This window comes from Streptomyces sp. NPDC091289, from assembly GCF_044757365.1.
In the GTDB taxonomy this organism is placed as follows: domain Bacteria; phylum Actinomycetota; class Actinomycetes; order Streptomycetales; family Streptomycetaceae; genus Streptomyces.
Genome location: NZ_JBIVUT010000019.1, coordinates 66231 through 87846, shown reverse-complemented (window position 1 = coordinate 87846; position 21616 = coordinate 66231). Strand labels below are relative to the sequence as shown.

The window sequence follows — 21616 nt, the reverse complement described above, 5'->3', positions numbered from 1 at the left end:
GTTGGCATATGCCAGACGGGTGCGCCCCAGTTGACAGCTCCGGGGCGCGCCCATCGGCTCGTCAACTGCCACCCCGTGGGGGCGTTTCGGCGGCTATCGTGGGGCGAAAGCTTGCGGTCACAACCTGGTAGGGGGACACCGTGGCGTTGAAGCCCGAGCCGACCGCACCGTTCCACTCGGTGCAGTACGCCCTGCGCGTGCTCGAAACGGTCTCCAAGCACGGCAACGGCGTGACCGACGCCCAGATCTCCCGCGAGACGGGGCTGCCCACCGGCCACCTCGCCTCCCTGCTCCTCACGATGCGCCGCGAGGGGTATGTGGAGCAGGTCAGCGACGGCGCGTACGTCATCGGCGCCTCGCTGCTGCTGCTCGGCTCCGGAGCGGCCCGCCGTCAGGCCCTGGAGGACCGCCTCCAGCACACCCTGACCGAGCTGCGTGACACCGTCGGCGCGGCGGTCTACCTCAGCCGCTATGTCGACGGCGAGGTCAGCGTGACCCAGGTCGCGGACGGGCCGCTCACCCCGGCGGTCAACGAGTGGGTGGACTTCCGCTCCTCCGCGCACGCCAGCGCGGTCGGCAAGTGCCTGCTGGCCCAGCTCGACCACGACGGCCGGCGCGACCACATCTCCCGGCACCGGACGGCCCGGCTCACCTCGCGGACGATCACCAACGAGAAGATCCTCTTCTCCCAGCTGGACGCCCAGTCCGCCACGGTCCCGGTGCTGGATCTCCAGGAGTACGCGGTGGGCACCGTCTGCGCGGCCGTGCCGCTGACGGCCGGCTCCGCCGCGGGCTGCCTCGCCCTGTCGCTGCCGATCGAGGACGCGCACCGGCTGCGGGCGGCGGCCGACACGCTGAGCCGCCGGGCGGCGCCGGTGCTGCTGTCGCTGGCGCTGTAGCGGGCGGGGCCCAGGAGGCCCCCGTCCGGCGGTAGCGTCACCGCCATGTACGCACCGATCCCCGCGCTGAACCTCCTCAAGGAGTTCGAGGACAGCGTCGACGACTACTTCGCGCCCGGCTTCGAGCTGATCGCCTTCGGCGAGGACGACGGCGGCTACCCACCGCTCTCCGACCGGATCCGGCCCTTCGCCCAGGCCAACGGCTCCGGATCGACGTACGCGATCTGGCTGCGGGACGACCGTGCCGACCTCGCCACACTGCCGGTGCTCCTCCTGGGGGACGAGGGGGGCGTCCATGTCGTCGCCCGTGATCTGCCCGAGCTGCTGCGCGTCCTCGCCTCCGGCTGGTCCCCCATGTGCGACTGGGACAGCCTGGACTACTACGACGAGCGCGAGGAGGACGACGGATGGGACCCCTGCCCGGAGAACCCCGCGTTCCGGACCTGGCTGCGCGACCGCTTCGGCCTGGAGGCCGCCGAGGATCCGAACGCGGTCGTCCGTGCGGCGGGCCAGGAGCTGCGGGAGCCGTTCGCCGCGTGGATCGGGCCGCTGATCCCGGACGCGGTGGGCGGGGACGGGAGCGCCGGGGAGCGCTAGCGGGCGGCTGGAGGGGGCTTGGAGGGAGCCTCCTGGGCGGGGTGTCATCAGCACGCTTCCGGACCGGGTATTATTTTCGAGTCAGCAGGCGCCGTTAGCTCAGTTGGTTAGAGCAGCTGACTCTTAATCAGCGGGTCCGGGGTTCGAGTCCCTGACGGCGCACGACACGCAGTGGGCGGTCTCCTTCACGGAGACCGCCCACTGTGCTTTCCCCCTGGTCAGAGCGTTCTGCCGTGCTCGGCGTACCGGGCGAGCAGGATCCCCAGGCCCTCGGCGTCCAGCGGCGTGTACGAGCCGTCCCCGGCCCGGTCCCACCAGACCGGGTCCGGGCAGCGGAAGCCCGCCCGGCGCAGCGCCACCCGGTGGATCTTGTTCGTCGCGGTGACCGGCATCCGGTCGAGGATCCGGACGAACCGAGGGGCCATCTTCGTCCCCAGGTCCGGCTGGGCGCGCAGGAACGCGGTGAAGGCCGCCGGGTCGAAGGCCGCGCCCGCCCGGAGCGCCAGGGCGGCCATCACCTGATCGCCGGTGACCGGGTCCGGGACGGCGTAGACGGCGGTGGCGGCCGCCTCCTCCCAGCGGGCCAGGATGTGCTCGATCGTCGCGGCGGCCAGGTTCTCGCTGTCGACGCGGAGCCGGTCGTCGGTGCGGCCGGCGAAGTAGAGGAAGCCGTCGGCGTCCCGGTAGAAGAGGTCCCCGGTCCAGTACCAGCCGCGCCGGGCCCGCTCCGCGTCCGCCTCCGGGTTGCGCCAGTAGCCCTCGAAGGGCGTCGGGCCCCGGTTGACCAGCTCGCCGATCGCCTCGTCCCCGTTGAGCAGCCGGCCGCCCGGGCCGAAGCGGGCCGGAGTCCGCTCCTCGCCGCTCTCCGGGTCGACGACGGCGAGGTCGTCGCCCGGGGCGGCCCGGCCGATCGCGCCCGTCGGGGTGCCGGGGGTGCGCTGGATCGCGGCGCCGCCCTCGGAGGAGCCGTACCCCTCGACGAGCCGCACCCCGAACCGCTCCCGGAACCGGGCCGCGTCCACCGCGCCCGCCTCGGTGCCGAAGCCCAGGCGCAGCGGGTGGTCCCGGTCGTCGGGGCGCTCGGGAGTGGCCAGCAGATACTGCACGGCCCGCCCCACGTAGGTGAAGTACGTCGCCCCGTAGGCGCGTACGTCGTCGAGGAAGGCGGAGGCGGAGAAGCGGGGGCGCAGCGCTATGGCGGCTCCGGCGGCCAGCGCGGGGGCCCAGTCGGCGAGGACCGCGTTGCCGTGGAACATCGGCATGCAGATGTAGTGGGTGTCGGAGGGCCGTACGTCGAAATGCCCGGCGAGGGAGGCCCCTGCCCCGGCGAGTCGGCCCTGGGTGCAGATCGCGGCCTTGGGCGCGCCGGTGGAGCCGGAGGTGAAGTAGAGGAGCATGCGGCTGTCGGGGCCGACCGGGGCGACGACGGCGTCGCCGGGGCGTGCGCCCGCGTACGGGGCAAGCAGGGCGGCGTACGCCTCGGTGTCGGTGACCAGGACCCGTACGCCCGGCAGCTCCAGGCCCGCGAGGAGCGGCAGGTGGGCGCGCTCGGTGATCAGGACCGGGGCTTCGGTGTGCAGGATGTCGCGGGCCAGCTCGGGGCCGCGCCGGGTCGGGTTGATCCCCGCCACGGCGGCCCCGGCCAGGGCCGCCGCGCTGAGCCACAGCGGGAACTCAGGGGTGTTGTCGAGCAGTACGCCGAGGTGCGGTTCGCCGCCGCGCGGCAGCAGATCCGCGAGGAGCGCCGCCCGTGCGGCGGCGCCCTCGACCACCTGGTGATGACTGAGCACGGTGGGGCCGTGCTTCAGGGCGGGCCGGTGGTCACCCCATTGACGTCGTACGAGCTCCGCGACGGTGCCGGTACTCCTCATGGCGCCGCACGATAACTGATGAAGCGTCAGAACTTAATGTCGGAGCAGGCGTAGAACGCGTTGGTGGTGTCCGCGACGTTCCACACGGCGAGAACGATGTGCTTGCCGCTCTTCTGGGTGGGGATCGTGCCCTGGTGGGTCAGCGTGGCCGGCGGCTGCTGGTTCCCGTAGGGCACGGTCATGAAGGGCTGCGATTCGAGCGCGGCCCGGGTGAGCGGCTTGGTGGAGTCCCAGCCGTCCTTGGTGATGTAGTAGCGGAAGTCGCTGGTGGAGTGGCGGGCGGTGAACTGCCAGCGGAAGTTGTAGCCCTGTCCGCCGGTGACCTGGGTGGCGGGCCAGTCGCCGCCACGCGGGTCGTCCAGCTGGGCGAACTGCCCGTTGCCGCCGGAGCAGATCTGACCGTCCGCCGGTCCTGACGCCGGGAAGCCCTTGGGCCCCTCGACACTCTGCGGCTCCCACTGGATGTTGCCGCAGCCGGTCACCGTGCCCTCGGCACAGAGTTTCTGACGGCTGATCGGGGAGTCCGTGTAGCCGTGACTGCTGGCGCTGGTGGTGGCGAGCACCGAGACGCCCGCTATCGCCAGGCCGATCACGGCCGCGCTTGCCTTTTTCCGCATGGGCTGTCGCTCCTCTAGAACGTGGGGGAGGTTCCATGAGCATTGCTCGACTGCTGCGCGCTTGGTACGGGGTGCGTGGTGCTGTGCATGCGGTGCTGCGGTCTAGACCAAGTCTTAGATTATTGACGCGGCGTGAACATGTCCAGACCAATGAGCGTCATATTCCAGTGGCTCCCCGAACCGCGCCGGACCTCCCCCGGACGCTCAGGCCCCGTCCCCTCCCCCGCTGCGACCGGTGTAGAAGGCGACCGTCAAGTCCTTGACGAGTGCCTTGCGTTCGTAGTCGTCGAGCTCGACGATGCCGCGGGTGGTGAGCCGGTTGACCGTGTCGTCGACCGCGTCCACCACGGAGGTGAGCACGCTGTCGCGGTGCTTGGAGTCGATCGCGGCGATCCGCCGCCGCTGCATCGCCGCCGCGACCTCGGGGGCGTACTCGATGCCGGTCGGCTGCGCCGAGTACACCTCCACGCCCACGGGTTCGCAGTCCGCCTTCAGCATCCGGGTCAGCGCGTCGCCGACCGCCTCCGCGTCGCGCAGGCTCGGGGCGTCCTCGTGGAACGCGTCGGCGGGCAGCTGCGAGAGGACCCGGGCCATCGCGGCCTCGACCTGGGCGCTCAGGTACGCCTCGTGGTCCTCGATGCCGAGGACGGCCCGGACCGTGTCCTTGATCCGCCACACCACGAGGACGACCACGCGCAGGGCGGTGCCGTTCGCGTCGACGGCGGGCAGCGGTTCGCTGCGCCAGTGCCGCAGCCGTACGTCGACGCGGCGGCGCAGCAGCAGGGGCGAGACCCAGACGAGGCCGGTGCGCCGGACGCTGCCCCGGTAGTCGCCGAACAGCGTCAGCACCCACGCGTATCCGACCCGGCCCCGGCCCAGGCCGCCGAGTGCGAGGAGCACCGCGGTGGTGAGGAGGGCGAGCAGGGCCCAGGCGCCGAAGCCGATGCCGAGGTCGGGCCGGGGAGTGAGGCCGACGGCGCTCTGCCAGGCGGCGGGCAGTGCGCCCCGCCACCACAGGACGGCCAGTCCGCCGGCGATTCCGGCGGCGCCGGTGAGGAGGGCGGCGTAGCCGGACAGGGCGGGGCCGGGCCGTTCGGCGAGCCGGGGGTCGGCGACCGGGGCGGGCCGGGTCGACGGCTGCACCCGCGTCTGCGGCGAACGCGGCACGGGGGGCCGCCGGGTGGCGGGTGCGGGCAGCGCCGCCGCTTCGGCCGGCTTGGCCGGCTCGGCCGGTTTCCGGTCGTCGCGGAAGAGGAGGTGTACGGGGATGGAGGCGGTGGTCTCGTTGGCGATGACGGAGTGGCGGCGGCCGGGGTACGAGGTGGGGGTGGTCGCGGTGGTCAGGGTGGCCGAGCTGGTCGGCGACGCGGGTACGGGTACGGGTACCGGCACGGAGAACGTGGCGGAGGCTGCCCGGTCGCCGGGGGCCAGGTCCAGGACGAGGTCCAGCTCGGTGTCGGGTCCGGGGTCGTCCACGGGTCCCTTCGCGGGGGTGGCCTGGGACTCCCGTTCGACCGGGGCCTTCCGGGCTGAGCCCTTTCCGGCCTCCGGCTCGGCCCCGTAGGAGGGATGCGGGGTCCAGTCCGCCGAGGGTTCCGTCCTCAAACGCCGGACGGGCTTGAGATGGAGGTTCCCGTCGAGCGGCACGGGGCGTGCGGGGGCGGGCCGGTCGGGAGCGGAGCCCGGGGCCGGCCGGTCCGTGCGGCTGTCCGTGCGGCGGTCCGGGGCGGGGCCGAGGTGCAGGCTGAGACTCGGGGGCTCCGGGGCGACGGTCCGGGGTGGCGTGGGCGGGGCTTTGTCCGCGTTCGGCTCGGGCGCGGCTTTGCCAGCGCCCGGCGTAGGCGCGGGCGGGGCCTTGTCGGCGTCCGGCGCGGGCGCGGGTTCGGCGCGTGGCGGAGGCGGGAGTTCACCGTCCGGCCGAGGCGGGATCCGGCCGTCCGGCGCGGGCACGGGCTCGGCGCTCGCCCGAGGCGGGGCCCCGCCGCCCGCTCGCGGGGCGGCCTTGTCGGTGACCGGGCCGAACAGTGGGGGCGGGGTTCCCTTGCCCGGTGGGGCGAAGAGTGACGGTGGGAGCTGGTCGTCCAGGGAGTGGGGGGCGGGGGTAGGTGTGGGGGTGGGGGTGGTGCGGGGGGTCTGGTCGTCGTTGGGGGTCACCGGTTCCCGATTCCTTTCCGTCAGGTCCGTCACGCGAAGAGCCGGCGCCAGGTCTCCGGCCCCGGGTAACCATCGGCCGCGCCGCCGCGCCAGCCCTGGGCCCGCTGGAACGCCTCGACGTTGCGGCGGTCGGCCTCGGTCCAGAGCGGGCCGGGGCCCGACACGTAGTGCTTGCCGTATCCCTTCTTCACCAACTGTTTGCCGAGCCGGTCGACATGGCTGTTGGACTGACCCGGCTGGAAATAGCCGCGTCCGGGGAACGCGACGGCCGTATTCGGGCTGCCGCCCGCGCCGGCGGCCGGAATGTTCCGTCCGGCGCCCGTGGTCAGCAGGCGCCAGGTGTCCGGACCGGGGATGCCGTCCGCCTCCTTGCCCTTCCAGCCCTGCGCCTGCTGGAACGCCTGGGTCGCACGCTGGTCCGCCGTTCCCCACACGGGTCCGGGGCCGACCGCGTAGAAGCGCTTGCCGCCGCGCTGGACCAGCATCTGGCCGAGCTGGGTGACGTACTTGTTGTTGGCACCGGGGCCGAACTGCTTGGCCCCGGGGAAGGCGGTGGAGGATCCGGAGCCGGGCGACCCGCCCGTGACCCCTTTGTACCGGTAGGCGACGTAACGGGATGAGTTGTTCCAGTACGCCATGGGGGTCGACTGCTTCCGCGTCTGCGGGCGCGCCTGCTCGTAGGCGACGTAATGCGTACGCGTGTAGTCGGTCCAGCCGCCGAAGATCGTGACGTGCGAGCCCTTGGCGGGGTCGGCCGGGTTGTGGAAGAGGAGGATGTCGCCGGGCTGGAGGTCGGCGCGGGCGATCTTGGTCCCGTAGGCGGCGAGGCTGCCGGTCCACTCGTTGGTGCCGAGGTTCCAGGCCATCGACACATAGCCGGAGCAGTCCTGGCGGTACCCGTCCGACCAGTACTTCTCCATGCTGTACGGGACCTTCGCCGACACCCACTTCTTGGCCCGGTTGATGATGTCGGCCCGGGTCGTCTTCGGCGCGGCCGCCCCGGCCGACGGCGGGCCCGATGCGCCGGCGCCCTTCAGCGGGCCCTTCTCGCCCTGCGGGGTGGCCGGCTCCGGATCGGCGCCCCCGTCGGCATGCGGCGCCCCGGGGGCGGGGCCGCCCGCGGCCGCCGCACCCGCGGCCCCGCAGGAGAGGACCACTCCGGCGGCCGTCGCCAGCACCAGGGCGCGCCGCGCGCCGTGCGCGGCGGGGTGGCCGCCGTGCCGCACCGGCAGGGCCCTCGCCGCGGAGCGCCGCCGCACGGCGCACCCCGCGCATGCGCAGTCGATGGCGGGTTCGTACTCCTCGAAGACCGGCACAGTCATCGGCACAGTCATGCGATTCCCCTCCGCACTCGTCATTCCGTCAAGATCTTTGGGCGCAGCCGCAACGGACGTCAGGGTCCAAGCTCTCCCGACATATCGCATTTTGACGGAACAAAGGAAAAAAACGACTATCTGACGGGGCGTGGCGTCCGGTAAATGGTTCGGAGCACCCCTGCGGGTCGGGTAGAGTTTTCCAGGTCAGCAGGCGCCGTTAGCTCAGTTGGTTAGAGCAGCTGACTCTTAATCAGCGGGTCCGGGGTTCGAGTCCCTGACGGCGCACGCACAGTCAAAGCCCCCTCACGTTCAGTGAGGGGGCTTTGATCATTCCCCGTCCGGCATGCGTCACACCCTCTCCACAAGTGGGGCCCAAATCGTGCGTATAGCCGGTAAACAGTCTGTTTCACCCTTGCGATCCCGTTCGGTGTCGGACAATCTGTCTGGGTGCCCGAACGGGCGCCAAGGGGGCTGCTGATCCGTACAGTTGGCACAGCAGAGCGTGACGTTCCGGTTGTCCGTGCCGCGGGGTGGGGGTCCCGCTCGGGGGCGGACACCGAGGGGGCATCATGCAACCGGAAGGCCGCCGATCCATGTCTGTGGGAACGGTGGCTTGCCACCGTGTGCGTGCCCGGTGAAGAACGGGGGCCCACCGCGCACGAAGAGAGAGACCGAGCAGTCACGCACCAGCATGCGTGCGGGGGGATGTACCCATGACGTCGACGCCGCCAGGCGACCGGCAGGAGAACGACGCTTCCCGGACGACACAGCTCCGGATACCGGCACAGCTGCGGGCCGGGGCGTCGAGGCGGCGTGCCAAGAAAGAGCTGCCGCGCTACGACTACGAGCACTACAGCCGGCTCGCCGGACCGCTGACGCAGCCCCCCGCGGGCAAGCCGTACAAGGTCCAGTACCGCTCGCTCATATCGCAGGAGCCGCACCGGGTGCGCGCGGCGCTCCTGCTCGGCGCGGCTCCCCTCGTCTCGCTCGGCCTGTTCGCCTGGCTGATGCAGCCCAGCCACTGGACGGACCGCGACCCGAACCTGGACAACGACCTCCTGCTGGTCCTCGACATCGTCATGCTGGTCTCGATCGGTCTGATCGAGCTGTTCCGCACGATGAATGTCCTGTCGAACGCGCATGCCACCCTGGTCGCCCGCGACCCGGTCCCGGTGATCCCCGAGTCCGGCACCAGGGTCGCCTTCCTCACCTCCTTCGTTCCCGGCAAGGAACCCCTGGAGATGGTGACGAAGACCCTGGAAGCGGCCGTGAAGATCCGCCACCGCGGTCTGATGCACGTCTGGCTGCTGGACGAGGGCGACGACCCGGCGGTCAAGGAGGTCTGCGCCCGGCTCGGCGTGCACCACTTCTCCCGCAAGGGCGTGGCGCACTGGAACCAGGCCAAGGGCCCGCACCGCGCCAAGACCAAGCACGGCAACTACAACGCCTGGCTGGACGCGCACGGCGGCGACTACGACTTCTTCGCCTCGGTCGACACCGACCACATCCCGATGGCGAACTACCTGGAGCGGATGCTCGGCTACTTCCGTGACCCGGACGTCGGCTTCGTCATCGGCCCGCAGGTCTACGGCAACTACGACACCTTCGTCACGAAGGCCGCCGAGTCGCAGCAGTTCCTCTTCCACGCGCTGATCCAGCGCGCGGGCAACCGCTACGGCTCGCCGATGTTCGTCGGCACCAGCAACGCGGTCCGTATCTCGGCGCTCAAGCAGATCGGCGGTCTGTACGACTCGATCACCGAGGACATGGCCACCGGCTTCGAGATCCACCGCCACCGCAACCCGGCCACGGGCAAGAAGTGGCGCTCGGTCTACACCCCGGACGTGCTGGCCGTCGGCGAGGGCCCGACCGCGTGGACGGACTTCTTCACCCAGCAGCTGCGCTGGTCCCGGGGCACCTACGAGACGATCATCGGGCAGTTCTGGAAGGGCTTCGGGACCATGCCCCCCGGCAAGCTCTTCAACTACACGATGATGATCATCTTCTATCCGATGTCGGCCCTGAACTGGATCCTCGCGGCTCTCAGCTGCGCGCTGTTCCTCGGCATGGGCGCCTCCGGTGTCCAGATCGACCCGACGATCTGGATGATGCTGTACGGCAACGCCTCCGCGCTCCAGATCGGCCTGTACATCTGGAACCGCCGCCACAACGTCTCGCCGCACGAGCCCGAGGGCTCCGGCGGTCTGGCCGGCATGGTGATGTCGGCGCTCTCCGCGCCGATCTACGCCCGCTCGCTGATGGACGCGGTGCTGCGCCGCAAGAGCTCCTTCGTGGTGACCCCGAAGGGCGACTCGTCCAGCCCGGACACCCTCTTCGGCACCTTCCGCATCCATCTGTTCTTCATCGTCGTCTTCGGCGCCTCGATGATCTCCTCCTTCTTCCTCGGCCACAGCCATCCCGCGATGGTCACCTGGGCCACGCTCGCGCTGCTGATCACCGCCGCGCCGATCATCGGCTGGCGGTACACGATCCGCGCCGAGAAGAAGAAGCGCCGGGCGGGCGGATCCCACCGCAGCGGCGGGCCGGCCCCGGAGCCCCGGCCGGCGCCCCTGCCCGGAGCGCCCGGAAACGACCAGACCATGCAGATCGCCCTTGGGGGACGTAAGAAATGAAGTACCGTCCGAGCCGCCGTACCCGCCGCCTGGCGATCAGTACGGCGGTGGTTCTCGCGCTCGCGGGGGCGAACGGGCCGTGGCTGTACCGCTTCAGCACCGAGCGCTATCACGAGTACAAGATCAACCAGCCGGATTACAAGGCGGCCAACGGCCACTGGGACTTCCTGGACGTCCCCTCCGAGCACCGGATCAACACGATCCACGCGGCCCTGCTGCACACCGGCAAGGTGCTGCTCGTCGCGGGCTCCGGGAACAACCAGAAGAACTTCGACGCGAAGAGCTTCCGCTCGGTGCTGTGGGACCCGAAGACGAACGTCTTCAAGGACATCGCCACTCCCAAGGACATGTTCTGCGCCGGGCACACCCAGCTGCCCGACGGCAAGCTCCTCATAGCCGGCGGCACCAAGCGCTACGAGAAGCTCCAGGGCGATGTCACCAAGGCCGGCGGCCTGATGATCGTCCACAACGAGAACCCGGACAAGCCGATCACCCTGCCCGCGGGCACCCGGTTCACCGGCAAGGAGAACGGCAAGACGTTCGTCTCCAAGGACCCGATCCTGGTCGAGAAGGCCACGAAGGTCTTCGACAAGCAGACCGGCGCGTTCCTGCGCAACGACCCCGGCCTCGGCCGGATCTATGTCGAGGCGCAGAAGACCGGCAAGAAGTACGAGACCGGCACCGAGGACAACTACCGGGTGGCGGGCCTGTCCGGCTCGGACACCCGCAACGTCTACGGCATCGCGCAGAAGCTGGCCCTGGACAAGAAGGACTTCCAGGGGATCAAGGAGGCCTTCGAGTTCGACCCGGTCGCGGAGAAGTACATACCCGTCGACCCGATGAACGAGGCCCGCTGGTACCCGACGCTGACGACGCTGGAGGACGGCAAGGTCCTCGCACTGTCGGGTCTGGACGAGATCGGGCAGATCGTCCCCGGCAAGGACGAGATCTACGACCCGGCGACCAAGGAGTGGGAGTACACCGGCATCGAGCGGAAGTTCCCCACCTATCCGGCGGTCTTCCTGCTGAACGACGGCAAGCTCTTCTACTCCGGCTCCAACGCCGGATACGGTCCGGCGGACGTGGGCCGCGACCCGGGCGTCTGGGACCTGTCGACGAACAAGTTCAAGAAGATCCCCGGGCTCAGCGACCCGGACCAGATGGAGACCTCGGCGACCGTACGGCTGCCCCCGGCCCAGGACGAGAAGTTCATGGTGATCGGCGGCGGCGGGGTCGGCGAGTCGGAGAAGTCCAGCGAGAAGTCCCGGCTGGTCGACCTCCAGCAGAAGAACCCGAAGTTCACCGACGGGGCCGCGCTCTCCGAGGGCACCCGCTACCCGAGCGCCTCGCTGCTGCCCGACGACTCCCTGCTGGTCACGGGCGGCTCCAACGACTACCGGGGGCGCGGCGGCTCGGACGTGCTCCAGGCCCGGCTGTACGACGCGAAGACGGACACGTACAAGAAGGTCGCCGATCCGGCGGTCGGCCGGAACTACCACTCGGGCTCCCTGCTGCTGCCGGACGGCCGGGTCATGATCTTCGGCTCGGACTCGCTCTACTCCGACAAGGCCAACACCCGGCCCGGCGTCTTCGAGCAGCGCATCGAGATCTACACCCCGCCCTACCTCTACCGGGACTCCCGGCCGGAGCTGACGGCCGGGCCCAAGAAGATCGAGCGCGGCTCCACCGGACTGTTCACCACGCAGCACGCCTCGAAGATCACCTCGGCGAAGCTGATGCGGCCCTCGGCGGTCACCCATGTCACCGACACCGACCAGCGGACCATCGCGCTGGACATGAAGAAGTCGGAGGACGGGATCACCGTCACCGTGCCGGCGAACCGGGCGCTGGTGCCGGCCGGCTGGTACATGCTGTTCGTCACCGACGACCAGGGCACACCGTCCGAGGGCATGTGGGTGGAGGTGCCCGAGTAGGGGCGCGTACGGCGTATACGGCGTATACACGCGTGCGGCGCATACGGCGTATACAAGCGGCGAAGGCCGCACCCCGGGAGATCAGGTCTCCCGGGATGCGGCCTTCGGCGTCCGCCGCCCGGCTACTTCGTGGCGCGGGCCAGGCCCAGGGCGTACTCCGGCCACCAGTCGCCGGCCTTCGGGCCGCCCTTGCAGTCGCCGTCGGACTCGCCGGGGCGCTTGATCCACAGGTAGGCGTCGACCCGCTCGTCGCCGGTCTGCGTGGTCGGGGCCTCGCCCAGCGCGCGGCCCGGGGGGTTGCACCAGCTCTCGGCGGGGTCGCCGCCGGTGTAGGGGCCGTTGCCGTTGCGGCTGGTGTCGATGACGAAGGGCTTGTTGCCGATCTTCTCCGACAGCTTCTTGCCGAACTCCGTGGAGACGGCCGTCGTCTGGAAGTTGGAGACGTTGAGCGAGAAGCCGTCCGCCTCGGCGATCCCGGCCCGCTGGAGCGGCTGGAACAGCGCGTCGGGCGACTGCCAGCCGGCGTTGCCCGCGTCCAGGTAGACCTTGGTGGCGGGCTGCTGCTTCAGCCGCTGGATCGCGCCCTTGAGGAGGTCGTAGCGCTCCTCGTGGAACTCCTGGGGCGTGCAGCCGTCGACCAGGTGGAGCAGGGCGTCCGGCTCCAGGATCACGGTGGCACTGCGGTCCCCGATGCCCTTGGCCACGCCGTCCAGCCAGCTGCGGTAGGCGTTGCCGTCGGAGGCGCCGCCCTTGGAGAACTGGCCGCAGTCGCGGTGGGGGATGTTGTAGAGGACCAGCAGGGCGTCCCGGTCGGCGGCGGCCGCCGCCTCGGTGACGCCCCGCACCTGGTTCTCCGGGTTGTCCGGGGTGATCCACTCGCCGACCGGCTGCTGGGCTATCTTCCGGATCAGTGCGGCGTTCTTCTCGTCGCCGTCCTTGCTGTACGCGGCGACCTGACGGGCCGCGTTGCCCTCGGGGTTGACCCAGTACGGATCCTTGTCCTTGGGCTGCTGTTCGACGGTCGGCGCACTGTCCTTGCCGCCCTCCCCGTCGCCGGAGCAGCCCGCCAGCAGCAGGGCCGCCCCGAGCGCCGCCGCCGTACCGGATGTCCGCAGGCCCGCCGCGCGCCTGCGCGTCCGGGACCGGCCGGTGTAACTGCCGTACATCCACTCCCCCTTGGGTGCACTGCCTGCACTGTTCTCACTGGTTGCACCGATGTGCTGCCGGTCCGATCCATCCTGGCACAGCGGCCGGGCGCGCACGCTCCCACCCGTACAACGGTCACACCGGGGCACCGGTTCCGGACATCCCGTTCGAAAGCCGGTCATCCGTCCGGCGGGGCCCCTACAGTGGCGAGGGATCGGGCTTCCCACCGCACCGACCTCCCGTACCGCGCCGGGCGACTCCCGCGGCCGGGCGCACGCGGTCGAGGACCGGCCCGGCCGGCACGCCCCGTGAGAGGCGGCCGGCCGGGCCGGGTTGAACGCGGTGCGTGATGCGGTGCGTGATGCGGTGGGTCAGCCGTGGGCGGCCGCCTGTGCGCGCTCCGAGCCGTCGTCAGCGTCCTTCGCGTACTTCGCGTCCTTCGCACCGGTGAGGTAGGCGGAGACGACGACGTTCGCCGTGTAGGAGCGGGTCGCGCGGTCGTACGTCCCGCCGCAGGTGATCAGCCGCAGTTCGGCCCGGCCGTCCTCGCGGGGCCCGTACGCCTTCTGCGCGTCGAAGCGTTCGCGGGTGACGAGCTGGACGTCGTCCACGGTGAACTCCGCGACGCTGCCGTCCGTGCGGGTGACCTCGATCCGGGCGCCCGGCTTCACCGCGCTGAGCCCGTAGAAGACCGCCGGCTTGGTGTCGGTGTCGACATGGCCGACGAACAGGGCCGCGCCCTTCGCCCCGGGCCGGGTGCCGTCGCCGTACCAGCCGGCGGTCTTCGGCATGCCGTACGGGGGCGGGTCGATGGCCCCGTCGTCGTCGAGGCCGCGCGCGACGACGGGGGCCGTGATCCCCACGGAGGGGACCTCGACGCGTTCGGGGGCGGCCGCGTCGAGCGGGGCGTGGGCCGGGGGCAGCGGGGCCCCGAAGGGGCGGCCGACCGCGGCCACGTCGCCGGTGGTGGGTCCCGACAGGCCGCCGAGCCCGCCGCCCGCCTCCTTGCCCCAGAGCCACAGGCCGAGCAGCAGCACGGCCCAGGTCACTCCGGTGAGCAGTCGCCCGTTGCCTGCCGGGCGGTCCGGGGCGCTCATGTCAGCTGCCGGCCGGGCCGCGACGCCGGCGCGAGCTGCGCAGGGCGACGGCGACGGCCGCGACGGCGGCGAGCACCAGGCCGATCACCGCGTGCCGGGTGCCGGGGCCCTGGGCCTCGGCGGACCGTTCGGCGAGGGTGGCGGTGCCTCCGCCGCCCGCCTTGACGGGTGCGGCGGGCGAGGGGCGGTTGTGGTGGACGACGGTGAGGGTGCCGGTCGCCTTGGACCGGCCGTCCTTGCACGTCACCCAGACGTCGTAGGAGCGGGGTTCGGCATCGTCCCGGATCCGGGCCTCGGCGAAGAGGCCCTTGTTGTCGGCGGGGCGGAAGTGGGCCTCCGAGGCGAAGGCGTCGGAGTTGCCCGTCGCCTCGCGGCCCTTGCCGCAGACGTCGACCCACAGTTCCACCTGCCCGCCCGGGGCGGTCGTGGACGGGGTGACCGAGACAATGCCGGTCCGCCGGTCGTCGTCGCCGGCCGGGGCGGCCGGGGATGCCAGAGCGGCGGGGACGGGCACGGCTATGAGCGCGGCCGCCGCTGCGGCACAGAACGTGATGGGCATGGAACGCATCGTGAACCTCCTACGGGAAGGTTCACGCCTGCGGCGGCGGCCCGCATCCGCAGTCCTCCATTCGGGCGACGCCGGGGCGACGGCCCGGGCGACGGCCCGGACGACTGCGGATGCGGTCCGCGCAGGTCAGTGCAGGTCAGCGCAGGTCAGCGGGGGTCCGTCTGGGCCGCCTGCTTCCCCTGGTCCACCTGGTCCGGCAGGTCGATGAGGTCGACCAGGTCGGCGATGGACTCGACGACGTGCGACGGCCCGTACGGGTAGCGGTCGATGTCGGCGACGGCGGTGAGCCCGGTGAGGACCAGGAAGGTCTGCATGCCCGCTTCCAGGCCCGCCAGGACATCGGTGTCCATCCGGTCGCCGATCATGGCGCTGGTCTCGGAGTGCGCGCCGATGGCGTTGAGACCGGTCCGCATCATCAGGGGGTTGGGCTTGCCCGCGAAGTACGGGTCCTTGCCGGTGGCCTTGGTGATGAGGGCGGCGACCGAGCCGGTGGCGGGCAGCGGGCCCTCGGCGGACGGGCCGGTCTCGTCGGGGTTGGTGCAGATGAAGCGGGCGCCCGCGTTGATCAGCCGGATCGCCTTGGTGAGCGCCTCGAAGCTGTACGTCCGGGTCTCGCCGAGCACCACGTAGTCCGGGTCGTGGTCGGTGAGGACGTACCCGATGTCGTGCAGGGCGGTGGTGAGACCGGCCTCGCCGATGACGTACGCCGTGCCGCCGGGGCGCTGGTCGTCCAGGAACTGGGCGGTGGCGAGCGCGGAGGTCCAGATGTTCTCCACGGGCACGTCCAGGCCCATGCGCTTGAGCCGGGCGTGCAGGTCGCGCGCGGTGTAGATGGAGTTGTTGGTGAGGACGAGGAAGGGCAGCCCGGAATCCCGCAGCCGCTTGATGAAGGCATCGGCGCCGGGAATGGGGGTGCCCTCGTGGATGAGGACGCCGTCCATGTCGGTGAGCCAGGATGAGATGGGCTTGCGCTCTGCCATGTGTCGGGACTCCTGCCGTACGCACTGCGTGCTTGGGGGTGCCCGGACCACACCGTCCCGGCACCCCCAGCATAATTAGGCGGCGGTGACGGTGACCCCGTCGATCACCCAGTACCAGTTGTTGCTGCCGGTGTAGCGGAACCGGAAGCTCACGTTGGAGGCCCCGGACGGGACGTCCAGGGTGAGCGACTGGGGCTGCGAGATCACGTCGGACGTGTAGCTCTTCACGGCGACGGGCGTTCCGCCGTTCCAGGAGGCGAGGATCTGGGCGCTCTGGCTGCCCTCCTGCCGGTAGAGGGTGGTGAAGCCGAGCGTCACGGTGGGCCTGCCGCCGACCGCGTACGCCGGGGTGACGAGCGTGGAGTCGTACGGGCCCGAGGACGCCTTGTCGTCCCACTCGTCGGAGTCGGCGACCGCGAAGATCCCGCGCGAGCGGACGTTCAGCTCACGGGACTGGTTGCGCTCGCTGCGGCTCCAGAACTCGTCGGTGGCGAAGGACCAGCCGCGCCACTCGGTGACGCCCCCGGTGCCCATCGCGGAGTTGACGACGGACCAGCCGCTGGGCGCTGTGTGGGTCCAGCCGAGGACGCCGGCCGGGATGCCGGTCTCGTCGACGCGGGCGGACAGGGCCGGGTAGAGGGCCTCGAAGGGATCGGTGGAGCGCTCCTGGATCGGCTTGCCGTCCAGGCCCCAGGCGGGGTCGGGGGTGATGCCGAGCTGCCGGAAGACGGTGGCGGCGACGTCCACGAGGCGGGTGTCGGTGGGCTTGGCGCCGGCCGCGATGCCGGGGCCCTGGGCGAGGACGAAGGTGCGCCGTTCCTCGATGGCGCTGCCGCCGTGGCCGCCGGAGTCGGTGTGGCCGTGGTCGGTGGTGACGATGACGGTCCACCGCTCGGTGGAATAGGAGGGGCGGGCCTTGATCGCGGCGAGGAGGCGGCCGAGGTAGCCGTCCTGGACGGCGATGGCCTGGCGGTACGCGGCGCTGGCGGCGCCCGAGTTGTGGCCGGCGATGTCGGTCTGGCCGAAGTAGACGAACAGGACGTCCGGGTTCTGGTTCCGGAGGATCGACTCGGTCTCGGCGGCGATGGTGGCGTCGTGGCCGGTGTAGCCGTCGGCGTCGCCGTCGAGGACGAGCGTGGCGTCGGCGCCCGGGGTGACCGTGCCCTGGGTGTGCAGGGGCTTCCAGTCGAGGGCGGCGTAGGTGGAGAGCTGGGGGCGGACCTGGGCGAGGCGGGCGAGGAAGCCGGGGTACTTCGCGTAGTTCTTCCCGGCGAAGGAGTTCTCCTTGACGCCGTGCTTGTCGGGCCAGACGCCGGTGGAGATCGTCGACCAGCCGGGGCCGGAGGAGGTGGCGGCCATCGGGTCGGCGTACAGCAGCGAGGTGCCGTACGTGCCGTTGGCCATCATCGATGTGAGGTGCGGGGCGTCGGCGGCGGCGATGACGTCGTGGCGCAGGCCGTCCATGCCGACGACGAGCACCTTGTCCTTGCTGGTGCCGTCGGGGAGCGTGGGCGCGGCCGTGGCGGCGCGGGCCGTGGCGGCGGTGGCGAGCGGGCCGACGGCGGCGGCCGTGGCCGCGGCGGCGGTGGCGGCGAGCACGGAGCGGCGGGACAGGGACCGGGTCACGTGATCCTCCAGGGAGAGGGCGGGTCGAGCGGGGCTGGGCGTGAAAATCCGTCTGGACCAGACCCGTTACCTTGGCGAGATAACCGGGCCGGGTCCAGACCTTCGCAGGAATCCGTGGCCGAAAGGTGGCCGGTCAGCTTCCGGTGGCCGACTTCCAGGCGTCGATGTACGTGTCCAGGTTGGTCCCGATGTCCGACCAGTCGGGCTCGAAGATCTCCACGCCCTCCATCAGTCCGGCCAGTTCGACGGCGTTGGCGTCGGTGGCCTCGATGTCCTTGCGGGCGGCGAAGCCCCCGCCGACCGCGCTGACGTCGCGCTGGGCCTGCTCGGAGAGCATGAAGTCGAGCAGCTTCTTGCCGTTGTCGCTGTGCGGGGCCTTCGCGACGAGCCCGGCCGCGTACGGCAGGGCGAAGCTGGTGGGCTTCCCGTCGCCCTGGGCGGGGAACCAGATGCCGAGGTTGGGCATGTCCTTGGACTGGGCGAAGTTCATCTGGACGTCCCCGTTGGCGGCGAGGAGTTCGCCCTTGTCGACCTTGGGGGCGAGCTTGCCGGTGGAGGCGGACGGGCCGACGTTGTTGGTCTGGAGCTTCTTCAGGTACGCCATGGCCGGCTCCTGCCCGCCGAAGTCGTGCATCGCCTTGATGAGGACGGCGGTGCCGTCGCCCGCGACGCCGGGGGTGGAGTACTGGACCTTCTCCTTGTACGCGGGGTCGAGCAGGTCCTCCCAGGTGCGCGGCGGGTTCTTCAGCTCCTTCGTGTTGTGGATGAAGCCGAAGTAGTTGTTGACGACGGAGGTCCACTTCCCGTCGGCGGCCCGGTCGGCGCCGTCGACCTGCTCGGCGCCCTTGGGCTCGTAGGCGGTGAGGAGGCCCTTGGCGTCGGCCTGCTGGATGAAGGGCGGCAGGGTGACGAGCACGTCGGCCTGGGTGTTGGACTTCTCGCGGGCGGCGCGCTGCACCATCTCGCCGGATCCGCCCTCGACGTACTTCACCTTGATGCCGGTCTTCTTCTCGAAGTCCTTGAAGACCTTGTCGTACCAGCCGTCGCCGTTCTCGCCCTTGAGGCCGTCGGCGCTGTAGACGGTGACGGACTTCTCGTCGGACGCGGCGGAGGAGCCGCCGCAGGCGGTGAGGGTGACGGCGGCGAGAACGGCCAGGGGAAGGGCGAGGGTACGGGCGGGGGTGCGCATGGGTTTCTCCAGAGGACGGGAGGTGGTGGTGGCGGGGTTTCAGCGGTAGGAGGCGCGGGTCCGGATGCGGGAGACGGCGGCCAGGACGAGGAGCGTCGACGTCATCAGGACCACGGCGAGGGCGGCGCCGGTGAAGAGCGAGCCCCGGTCGGTGGCGGCGAAGATCTGCACCGGCAACGGGGTCCAGTCCGGTGGATAGAGCATCATCGTGGCGCTCAACTCCCCCATGGACAGGGCGAAGCAGAGCCCGACGGCCGAGGTGAGCGAGGGCAGCAGGAGGGGCAGCCGGATCCGCCACAGAACGCGTGCGGGGCTCGCCCCGAGGCCGGCGGCGGCCTGTTCGTACATCGGGTCCAGGCGGCGCACGGCGGCGGCGACCGACTGGTAGGCGAAGGCCGTGACGAGCACGGTGTGGGCGAGGATCACGATCCACCGCGTCCCGTTGAGCAGGACGGGCGGCTGGCTGTAGGCGACCAGCACCGCGAGGCCGACGACCACGGACGGTACGGCGACCGGCAGGATGAACAGGGCGTCCAGGAGCCGCTTCCCGCGCGTGCGGAGAGATGCGGCGGCGAGAGCGGCCCAGCCGCCGAGGACGAGGGCCAGCACGCTCGCGGTCACGGCCGTGACCAGGCTGGTGGTCAGCGCCTGGAGGGAGTCGCCGCTCGTCGCGGCGGAGTAGCGCTCGACGGTGGGTCCGGAGGGGAAGGCCCCGGACCAGTTGGTGGCGAGGGACGCGGCGAGGATGACGAGCAGCGGCACCGCGAACAGCGGGACGAAGAGGAGGAGGAAGACGGCCCAGGTGGCCCACTTCCCGGCCCGGCTATGCACCAGCACGACGGCTCACCACCCGGTAGAGGCTGTAGAGGCCCACGGAGATCGCGATGTTGACGACGGCGACGACGCAGGCGGCCGGGTAGTCCGACTCCAGGATCGCCTTGCTGTAGACGAGCATCGGCAGCGTCGTGACGCCCTTCGCCCCGGTGAACAGGACGATCCCGAACTCGTTGAGGCACATCACCAGGACGAGGCTGCCGCCCGCCGCGAGCGCCGGGAGCGCCTCGGGCAGGATCACCTGCCGGATGATCCGCACGGGTCCGGCGCCCAGCGAGGAGGCGACCTCCAGCTGTCCGGTGTCGAGCTGGGAGAAGGCGGCGAGCAGCGGGCGCATCACGAACGGCGTGAAGTAGGTGATCTCGGCGAGCAGGACGCCCCAGGGGGTGGTCAGGAAGTGGAAGGGCCCGTCGGCCGCACCGGTGATGTCGGTGAAGAGCCCGTTGGCCATCCCGACCGAGCCGTAGATGAACAGCAGGGCCAGGGTGATGAGGAAGGACGGGAAGGAGAGGAAGACGTCCACGAACCGGGCGACCGCCTTCCCGCCGGGGAACGGGACGAACGCGATGACCAGCGCGAGGACGAACCCGAGGACGAGGCAGCCCACGGTCGAGCCGACGGCGAGCCACACGGTGGTGGTGAGCGCGTCGCGGAAGACGGCGGAGGCGAAGACGTCGGCGTACGGGTCGAGCGAGACGCCGCCCTCGTCGGGGGTGAAGGACTGCTGGACGACGAGGGCCAGCGGGTAGAGGAACGCGAGCGCGAGGACGACGACGGGCGGCAGCGCCCAGACCCAGGCGGGGAGGGAGCGGGACCGGGCGGGGGTGGGGGTGGGGGTGGGGGTGGAGTTGGGGGCGGGGTCGAACTCGAACTCGGACCCGGACCCGGACCCGGACCCGGACCCGGACCCGGACTCGGCTGGGGTGGAGGCGGAGGCGGTGATGGTCATGGGCCGGCTCCGGGGGCTCCGGGGGCTCCGGGGGCTCCCGCCGTTCCCGCCGGGAGCAGCACCGCGTCCTCGGCCGCGAAGTGCAGGGTGACGGCGTCGCCGAGGGCCGGGGGCTCGCGCAGTTCGCGGAGGTCGGCCATGAGGTGGTGGCCGTCGGCGTCGGCGTGGAGGCGGTGGGTGGAGCCGCGCCACTGGACCTCGGTGACGCGGCCGGTGAGCGCGTTGGGCCCGTCGCCGAGGCCGACCAGATGCGGCCGGACGCAGAGGGTGGCGGTGGATCCGGGGGCGGCGGTGCCGGTGGGCACGGTGAGGGGGTGGCCGTCGAGGTCGACGCGGCCGTCGCCCGTGACGGTGACGGGGAGGAGGTTGGCGTTGCCGACGAACGAGGCGGTGAACTCCGTACGGGGTCGGCGGTAGAGCTCCTCGGGGGTGCCGCAGTCCTGGAGCCGGGCGCGGTCCATGACGGCGATCCGGTCGGCGAGGGTGAGGGCCTCGACCTGGTCGTGGGTGACGTACAGGATGGAGACGTCCGGCAACTCGCGGTGCAGCCGGGCCAGTTCGGCGAGCATGCCGGAGCGGAGCCGGGCGTCGAGGGCGGAGAGCGGTTCGTCGAGGAGCAGGACGCCGGGGCGGATGGCGAGCGCGCGGGCGATGGCGACGCGCTGCTGCTGGCCGCCGGAGAGTTCGCGCGGGTGGCGCTCGGCGTACGCGGCCATGCCGACGAGTTCGAGGGCCTCGGTGACCCGGCCGGGGATCTCGGCCTTGGGGGTGCGGTGGGCCTTGAGCCCGAAGGCCACGTTGTCCTTGACCTTGAGGTGCGGGAAGAGGGCGTACTGCTGGACGACCATGCCGATGCCGCGCCGGTGCGGGGGCAGGGCGGTGACGTCCCGGCCTCCGAGGAACACCCGTCCGGCGGCGGGCCGGACGAACCCGGCGACGGCCCGCAGGGCGGTGGTCTTGCCCGAGCCGGACGGCCCGAGGAGGGCCATCACCTCGCCGGGTTCGACGGTGAGGTCGAGCCGGTCGAGGACGACGTTCCCGCCGTAGGCGACGGTGACGCCGTCGAAGCGGATGCCGCTGGGGGCGGCGGGGGTGGCATGGGCCGCGTGGGTGGCGTGGGCGGACCGGCCGGGGTTGGGCGCGCCGGGCACTGCGGGGGCGCCGGGCACTGCGGGGGCGCCGGGCACTGCGGGAGCCGCGGGCACT

At 71.5% G+C, this 21616-nt stretch carries 17 protein-coding genes and 2 tRNA genes; 6 read left to right on the top strand and 13 right to left on the bottom strand.

The features are described 5' to 3' along the window. Window positions 1-140: 140 nt before the first annotated feature. From ACIQPT_RS25045 to ACIQPT_RS25035, 3 genes are all read left to right on the top strand, one after another. Window positions 141-899: an IclR family transcriptional regulator gene (locus ACIQPT_RS25045; RefSeq protein WP_401158650.1), complete on the top strand. Its 759-nt coding sequence runs from the start codon at window positions 141-143 to the stop codon at window positions 897-899. 45 nt (window positions 900-944) lie between these two features. Next, a complete protein-coding gene (locus ACIQPT_RS25040) occupies window positions 945-1496 on the top strand; it encodes a hypothetical protein (protein WP_401158648.1) in 552 nt (183 codons plus the stop codon). Between the two features lie 88 nt (window positions 1497-1584). After that, a tRNA-Lys gene (locus ACIQPT_RS25035) sits at window positions 1585-1658 on the top strand. A gap of 56 nt (window positions 1659-1714) precedes the next feature. Here the strand turns inward: ACIQPT_RS25035 and ACIQPT_RS25030 are convergent. From ACIQPT_RS25030 to ACIQPT_RS25015, 4 genes are all read right to left on the bottom strand, one after another. Then, window positions 1715-3367: an AMP-binding protein gene (locus tag ACIQPT_RS25030; protein WP_401158647.1), complete on the bottom strand. Its 1653-nt coding sequence runs from the start codon at window positions 3365-3367 to the stop codon at window positions 1715-1717. Window positions 3368-3393: 26 nt separating this feature from the next. Next, entirely contained in the window at window positions 3394-3984 is a 591-nt protein-coding gene (locus tag ACIQPT_RS25025) for a lytic polysaccharide monooxygenase (protein ID WP_401158646.1), read from the bottom strand. Between the two features lie 204 nt (window positions 3985-4188). After that, complete coding sequence (locus tag ACIQPT_RS25020) at window positions 4189-6138, bottom strand: SPFH domain-containing protein (RefSeq protein ID WP_401158644.1); 1950 nt, start codon at window positions 6136-6138, stop codon at window positions 4189-4191. Window positions 6139-6167: 29 nt separating this feature from the next. Further along, window positions 6168-7460: a peptidoglycan-binding protein gene (locus tag ACIQPT_RS25015; protein ID WP_401158838.1), complete on the bottom strand. Its 1293-nt coding sequence runs from the start codon at window positions 7458-7460 to the stop codon at window positions 6168-6170. 205 nt (window positions 7461-7665) lie between these two features. Between ACIQPT_RS25015 and ACIQPT_RS25010 the strand changes: the two genes are divergently transcribed. From ACIQPT_RS25010 to ACIQPT_RS25000, 3 genes are all read left to right on the top strand, one after another. Beyond that, a tRNA-Lys gene (locus ACIQPT_RS25010) sits at window positions 7666-7739 on the top strand. Between the two features lie 428 nt (window positions 7740-8167). Next, window positions 8168-10087 carry a glycosyltransferase family 2 protein gene (locus ACIQPT_RS25005; RefSeq protein ID WP_401158642.1) on the top strand — a complete coding sequence of 640 codons (1920 nt, stop codon included), beginning with the start codon at window positions 8168-8170 and terminating at the stop codon, window positions 10085-10087. Beyond that, window positions 10084-12021 carry a galactose oxidase-like domain-containing protein gene (locus ACIQPT_RS25000; protein ID WP_401158640.1) on the top strand — a complete coding sequence of 646 codons (1938 nt, stop codon included), beginning with the start codon at window positions 10084-10086 and terminating at the stop codon, window positions 12019-12021. Before ACIQPT_RS25005 ends, ACIQPT_RS25000 begins: the two co-directional genes overlap by 4 nt. A gap of 122 nt (window positions 12022-12143) precedes the next feature. On the opposite strand, the gene ACIQPT_RS24995 is transcribed toward ACIQPT_RS25000, so the two are convergent. The 9 genes from ACIQPT_RS24995 to ACIQPT_RS24955 all read right to left on the bottom strand — a co-directional run bounded on the left by ACIQPT_RS24995 (window position 12144) and on the right by ACIQPT_RS24955 (window position 21483). Continuing rightward, window positions 12144-13187, bottom strand: coding sequence for a glycoside hydrolase family 6 protein (locus tag ACIQPT_RS24995; RefSeq protein ID WP_401158637.1), 1044 nt, complete (start codon window positions 13185-13187; stop codon window positions 12144-12146). A 351-nt stretch (window positions 13188-13538) separates the two neighbouring features. Beyond that, window positions 13539-14264, bottom strand: coding sequence for a class F sortase (locus tag ACIQPT_RS24990; RefSeq protein WP_401158635.1), 726 nt, complete (start codon window positions 14262-14264; stop codon window positions 13539-13541). Window position 14265: 1 nt separating this feature from the next. Next, window positions 14266-14832 carry a hypothetical protein gene (locus ACIQPT_RS24985; RefSeq protein WP_401158633.1) on the bottom strand — a complete coding sequence of 189 codons (567 nt, stop codon included), beginning with the start codon at window positions 14830-14832 and terminating at the stop codon, window positions 14266-14268. Window positions 14833-14978: 146 nt separating this feature from the next. Then, window positions 14979-15812 (bottom strand): HAD-IIA family hydrolase, encoded by an 834-nt coding sequence (locus ACIQPT_RS24980; RefSeq protein WP_401158631.1) that lies wholly within the window; start codon window positions 15810-15812, stop codon window positions 14979-14981. Window positions 15813-15887: 75 nt separating this feature from the next. Continuing rightward, a complete protein-coding gene (locus tag ACIQPT_RS24975) occupies window positions 15888-17438 on the bottom strand; it encodes an alkaline phosphatase family protein (RefSeq protein ID WP_401158629.1) in 1551 nt (516 codons plus the stop codon). 133 nt (window positions 17439-17571) lie between these two features. After that, window positions 17572-18627: a 2-aminoethylphosphonate ABC transporter substrate-binding protein gene (locus ACIQPT_RS24970; protein ID WP_401158627.1), complete on the bottom strand. Its 1056-nt coding sequence runs from the start codon at window positions 18625-18627 to the stop codon at window positions 17572-17574. A gap of 39 nt (window positions 18628-18666) precedes the next feature. Next, complete coding sequence (locus tag ACIQPT_RS24965; RefSeq protein ID WP_401158625.1) at window positions 18667-19464, bottom strand: ABC transporter permease; 798 nt, start codon at window positions 19462-19464, stop codon at window positions 18667-18669. Continuing rightward, window positions 19451-20410: a 2-aminoethylphosphonate ABC transporter permease subunit gene (locus ACIQPT_RS24960; protein WP_401158623.1), complete on the bottom strand. Its 960-nt coding sequence runs from the start codon at window positions 20408-20410 to the stop codon at window positions 19451-19453. The genes ACIQPT_RS24965 and ACIQPT_RS24960 overlap by 14 nt, the downstream gene beginning before the upstream one ends. Further along, window positions 20407-21483, bottom strand: a complete 1077-nt coding sequence (locus tag ACIQPT_RS24955) for an ABC transporter ATP-binding protein (protein WP_401158836.1) — start codon at window positions 21481-21483, stop codon at window positions 20407-20409. Before ACIQPT_RS24955 ends, ACIQPT_RS24960 begins: the two co-directional genes overlap by 4 nt. Window positions 21484-21616 lie beyond the last annotated feature (133 nt).

Coding starts and splice junctions, on each gene's coding strand:
- ACIQPT_RS25030 (WP_401158647.1), bottom strand. CDS start 3,367: ATGAGGAGTACCGGCACCGTCGCGGAGCTCGTACGACGTCAATGGGGT.
- ACIQPT_RS24980 (WP_401158631.1), bottom strand. CDS start 15,812: ATGGCAGAGCGCAAGCCCATCTCATCCTGGCTCACCGACATGGACGGC.
- ACIQPT_RS25040 (WP_401158648.1), top strand. CDS start 945: ATGTACGCACCGATCCCCGCGCTGAACCTCCTCAAGGAGTTCGAGGAC.
- ACIQPT_RS24960 (WP_401158623.1), bottom strand. CDS start 20,410: ATGACCATCACCGCCTCCGCCTCCACCCCAGCCGAGTCCGGGTCCGGG.
- ACIQPT_RS24970 (WP_401158627.1), bottom strand. CDS start 18,627: ATGCGCACCCCCGCCCGTACCCTCGCCCTTCCCCTGGCCGTTCTCGCC.
- ACIQPT_RS25015 (WP_401158838.1), bottom strand. CDS start 7,460: ATGACTGTGCCGGTCTTCGAGGAGTACGAACCCGCCATCGACTGCGCA.
- ACIQPT_RS24990 (WP_401158635.1), bottom strand. CDS start 14,264: ATGAGCGCCCCGGACCGCCCGGCAGGCAACGGGCGACTGCTCACCGGA.
- ACIQPT_RS24985 (WP_401158633.1), bottom strand. CDS start 14,832: ATGCGTTCCATGCCCATCACGTTCTGTGCCGCAGCGGCGGCCGCGCTC.
- ACIQPT_RS25000 (WP_401158640.1), top strand. CDS start 10,084: ATGAAGTACCGTCCGAGCCGCCGTACCCGCCGCCTGGCGATCAGTACG.
- ACIQPT_RS24995 (WP_401158637.1), bottom strand. CDS start 13,187: ATGTACGGCAGTTACACCGGCCGGTCCCGGACGCGCAGGCGCGCGGCG.
- ACIQPT_RS25025 (WP_401158646.1), bottom strand. CDS start 3,984: ATGCGGAAAAAGGCAAGCGCGGCCGTGATCGGCCTGGCGATAGCGGGC.
- ACIQPT_RS25005 (WP_401158642.1), top strand. CDS start 8,168: ATGACGTCGACGCCGCCAGGCGACCGGCAGGAGAACGACGCTTCCCGG.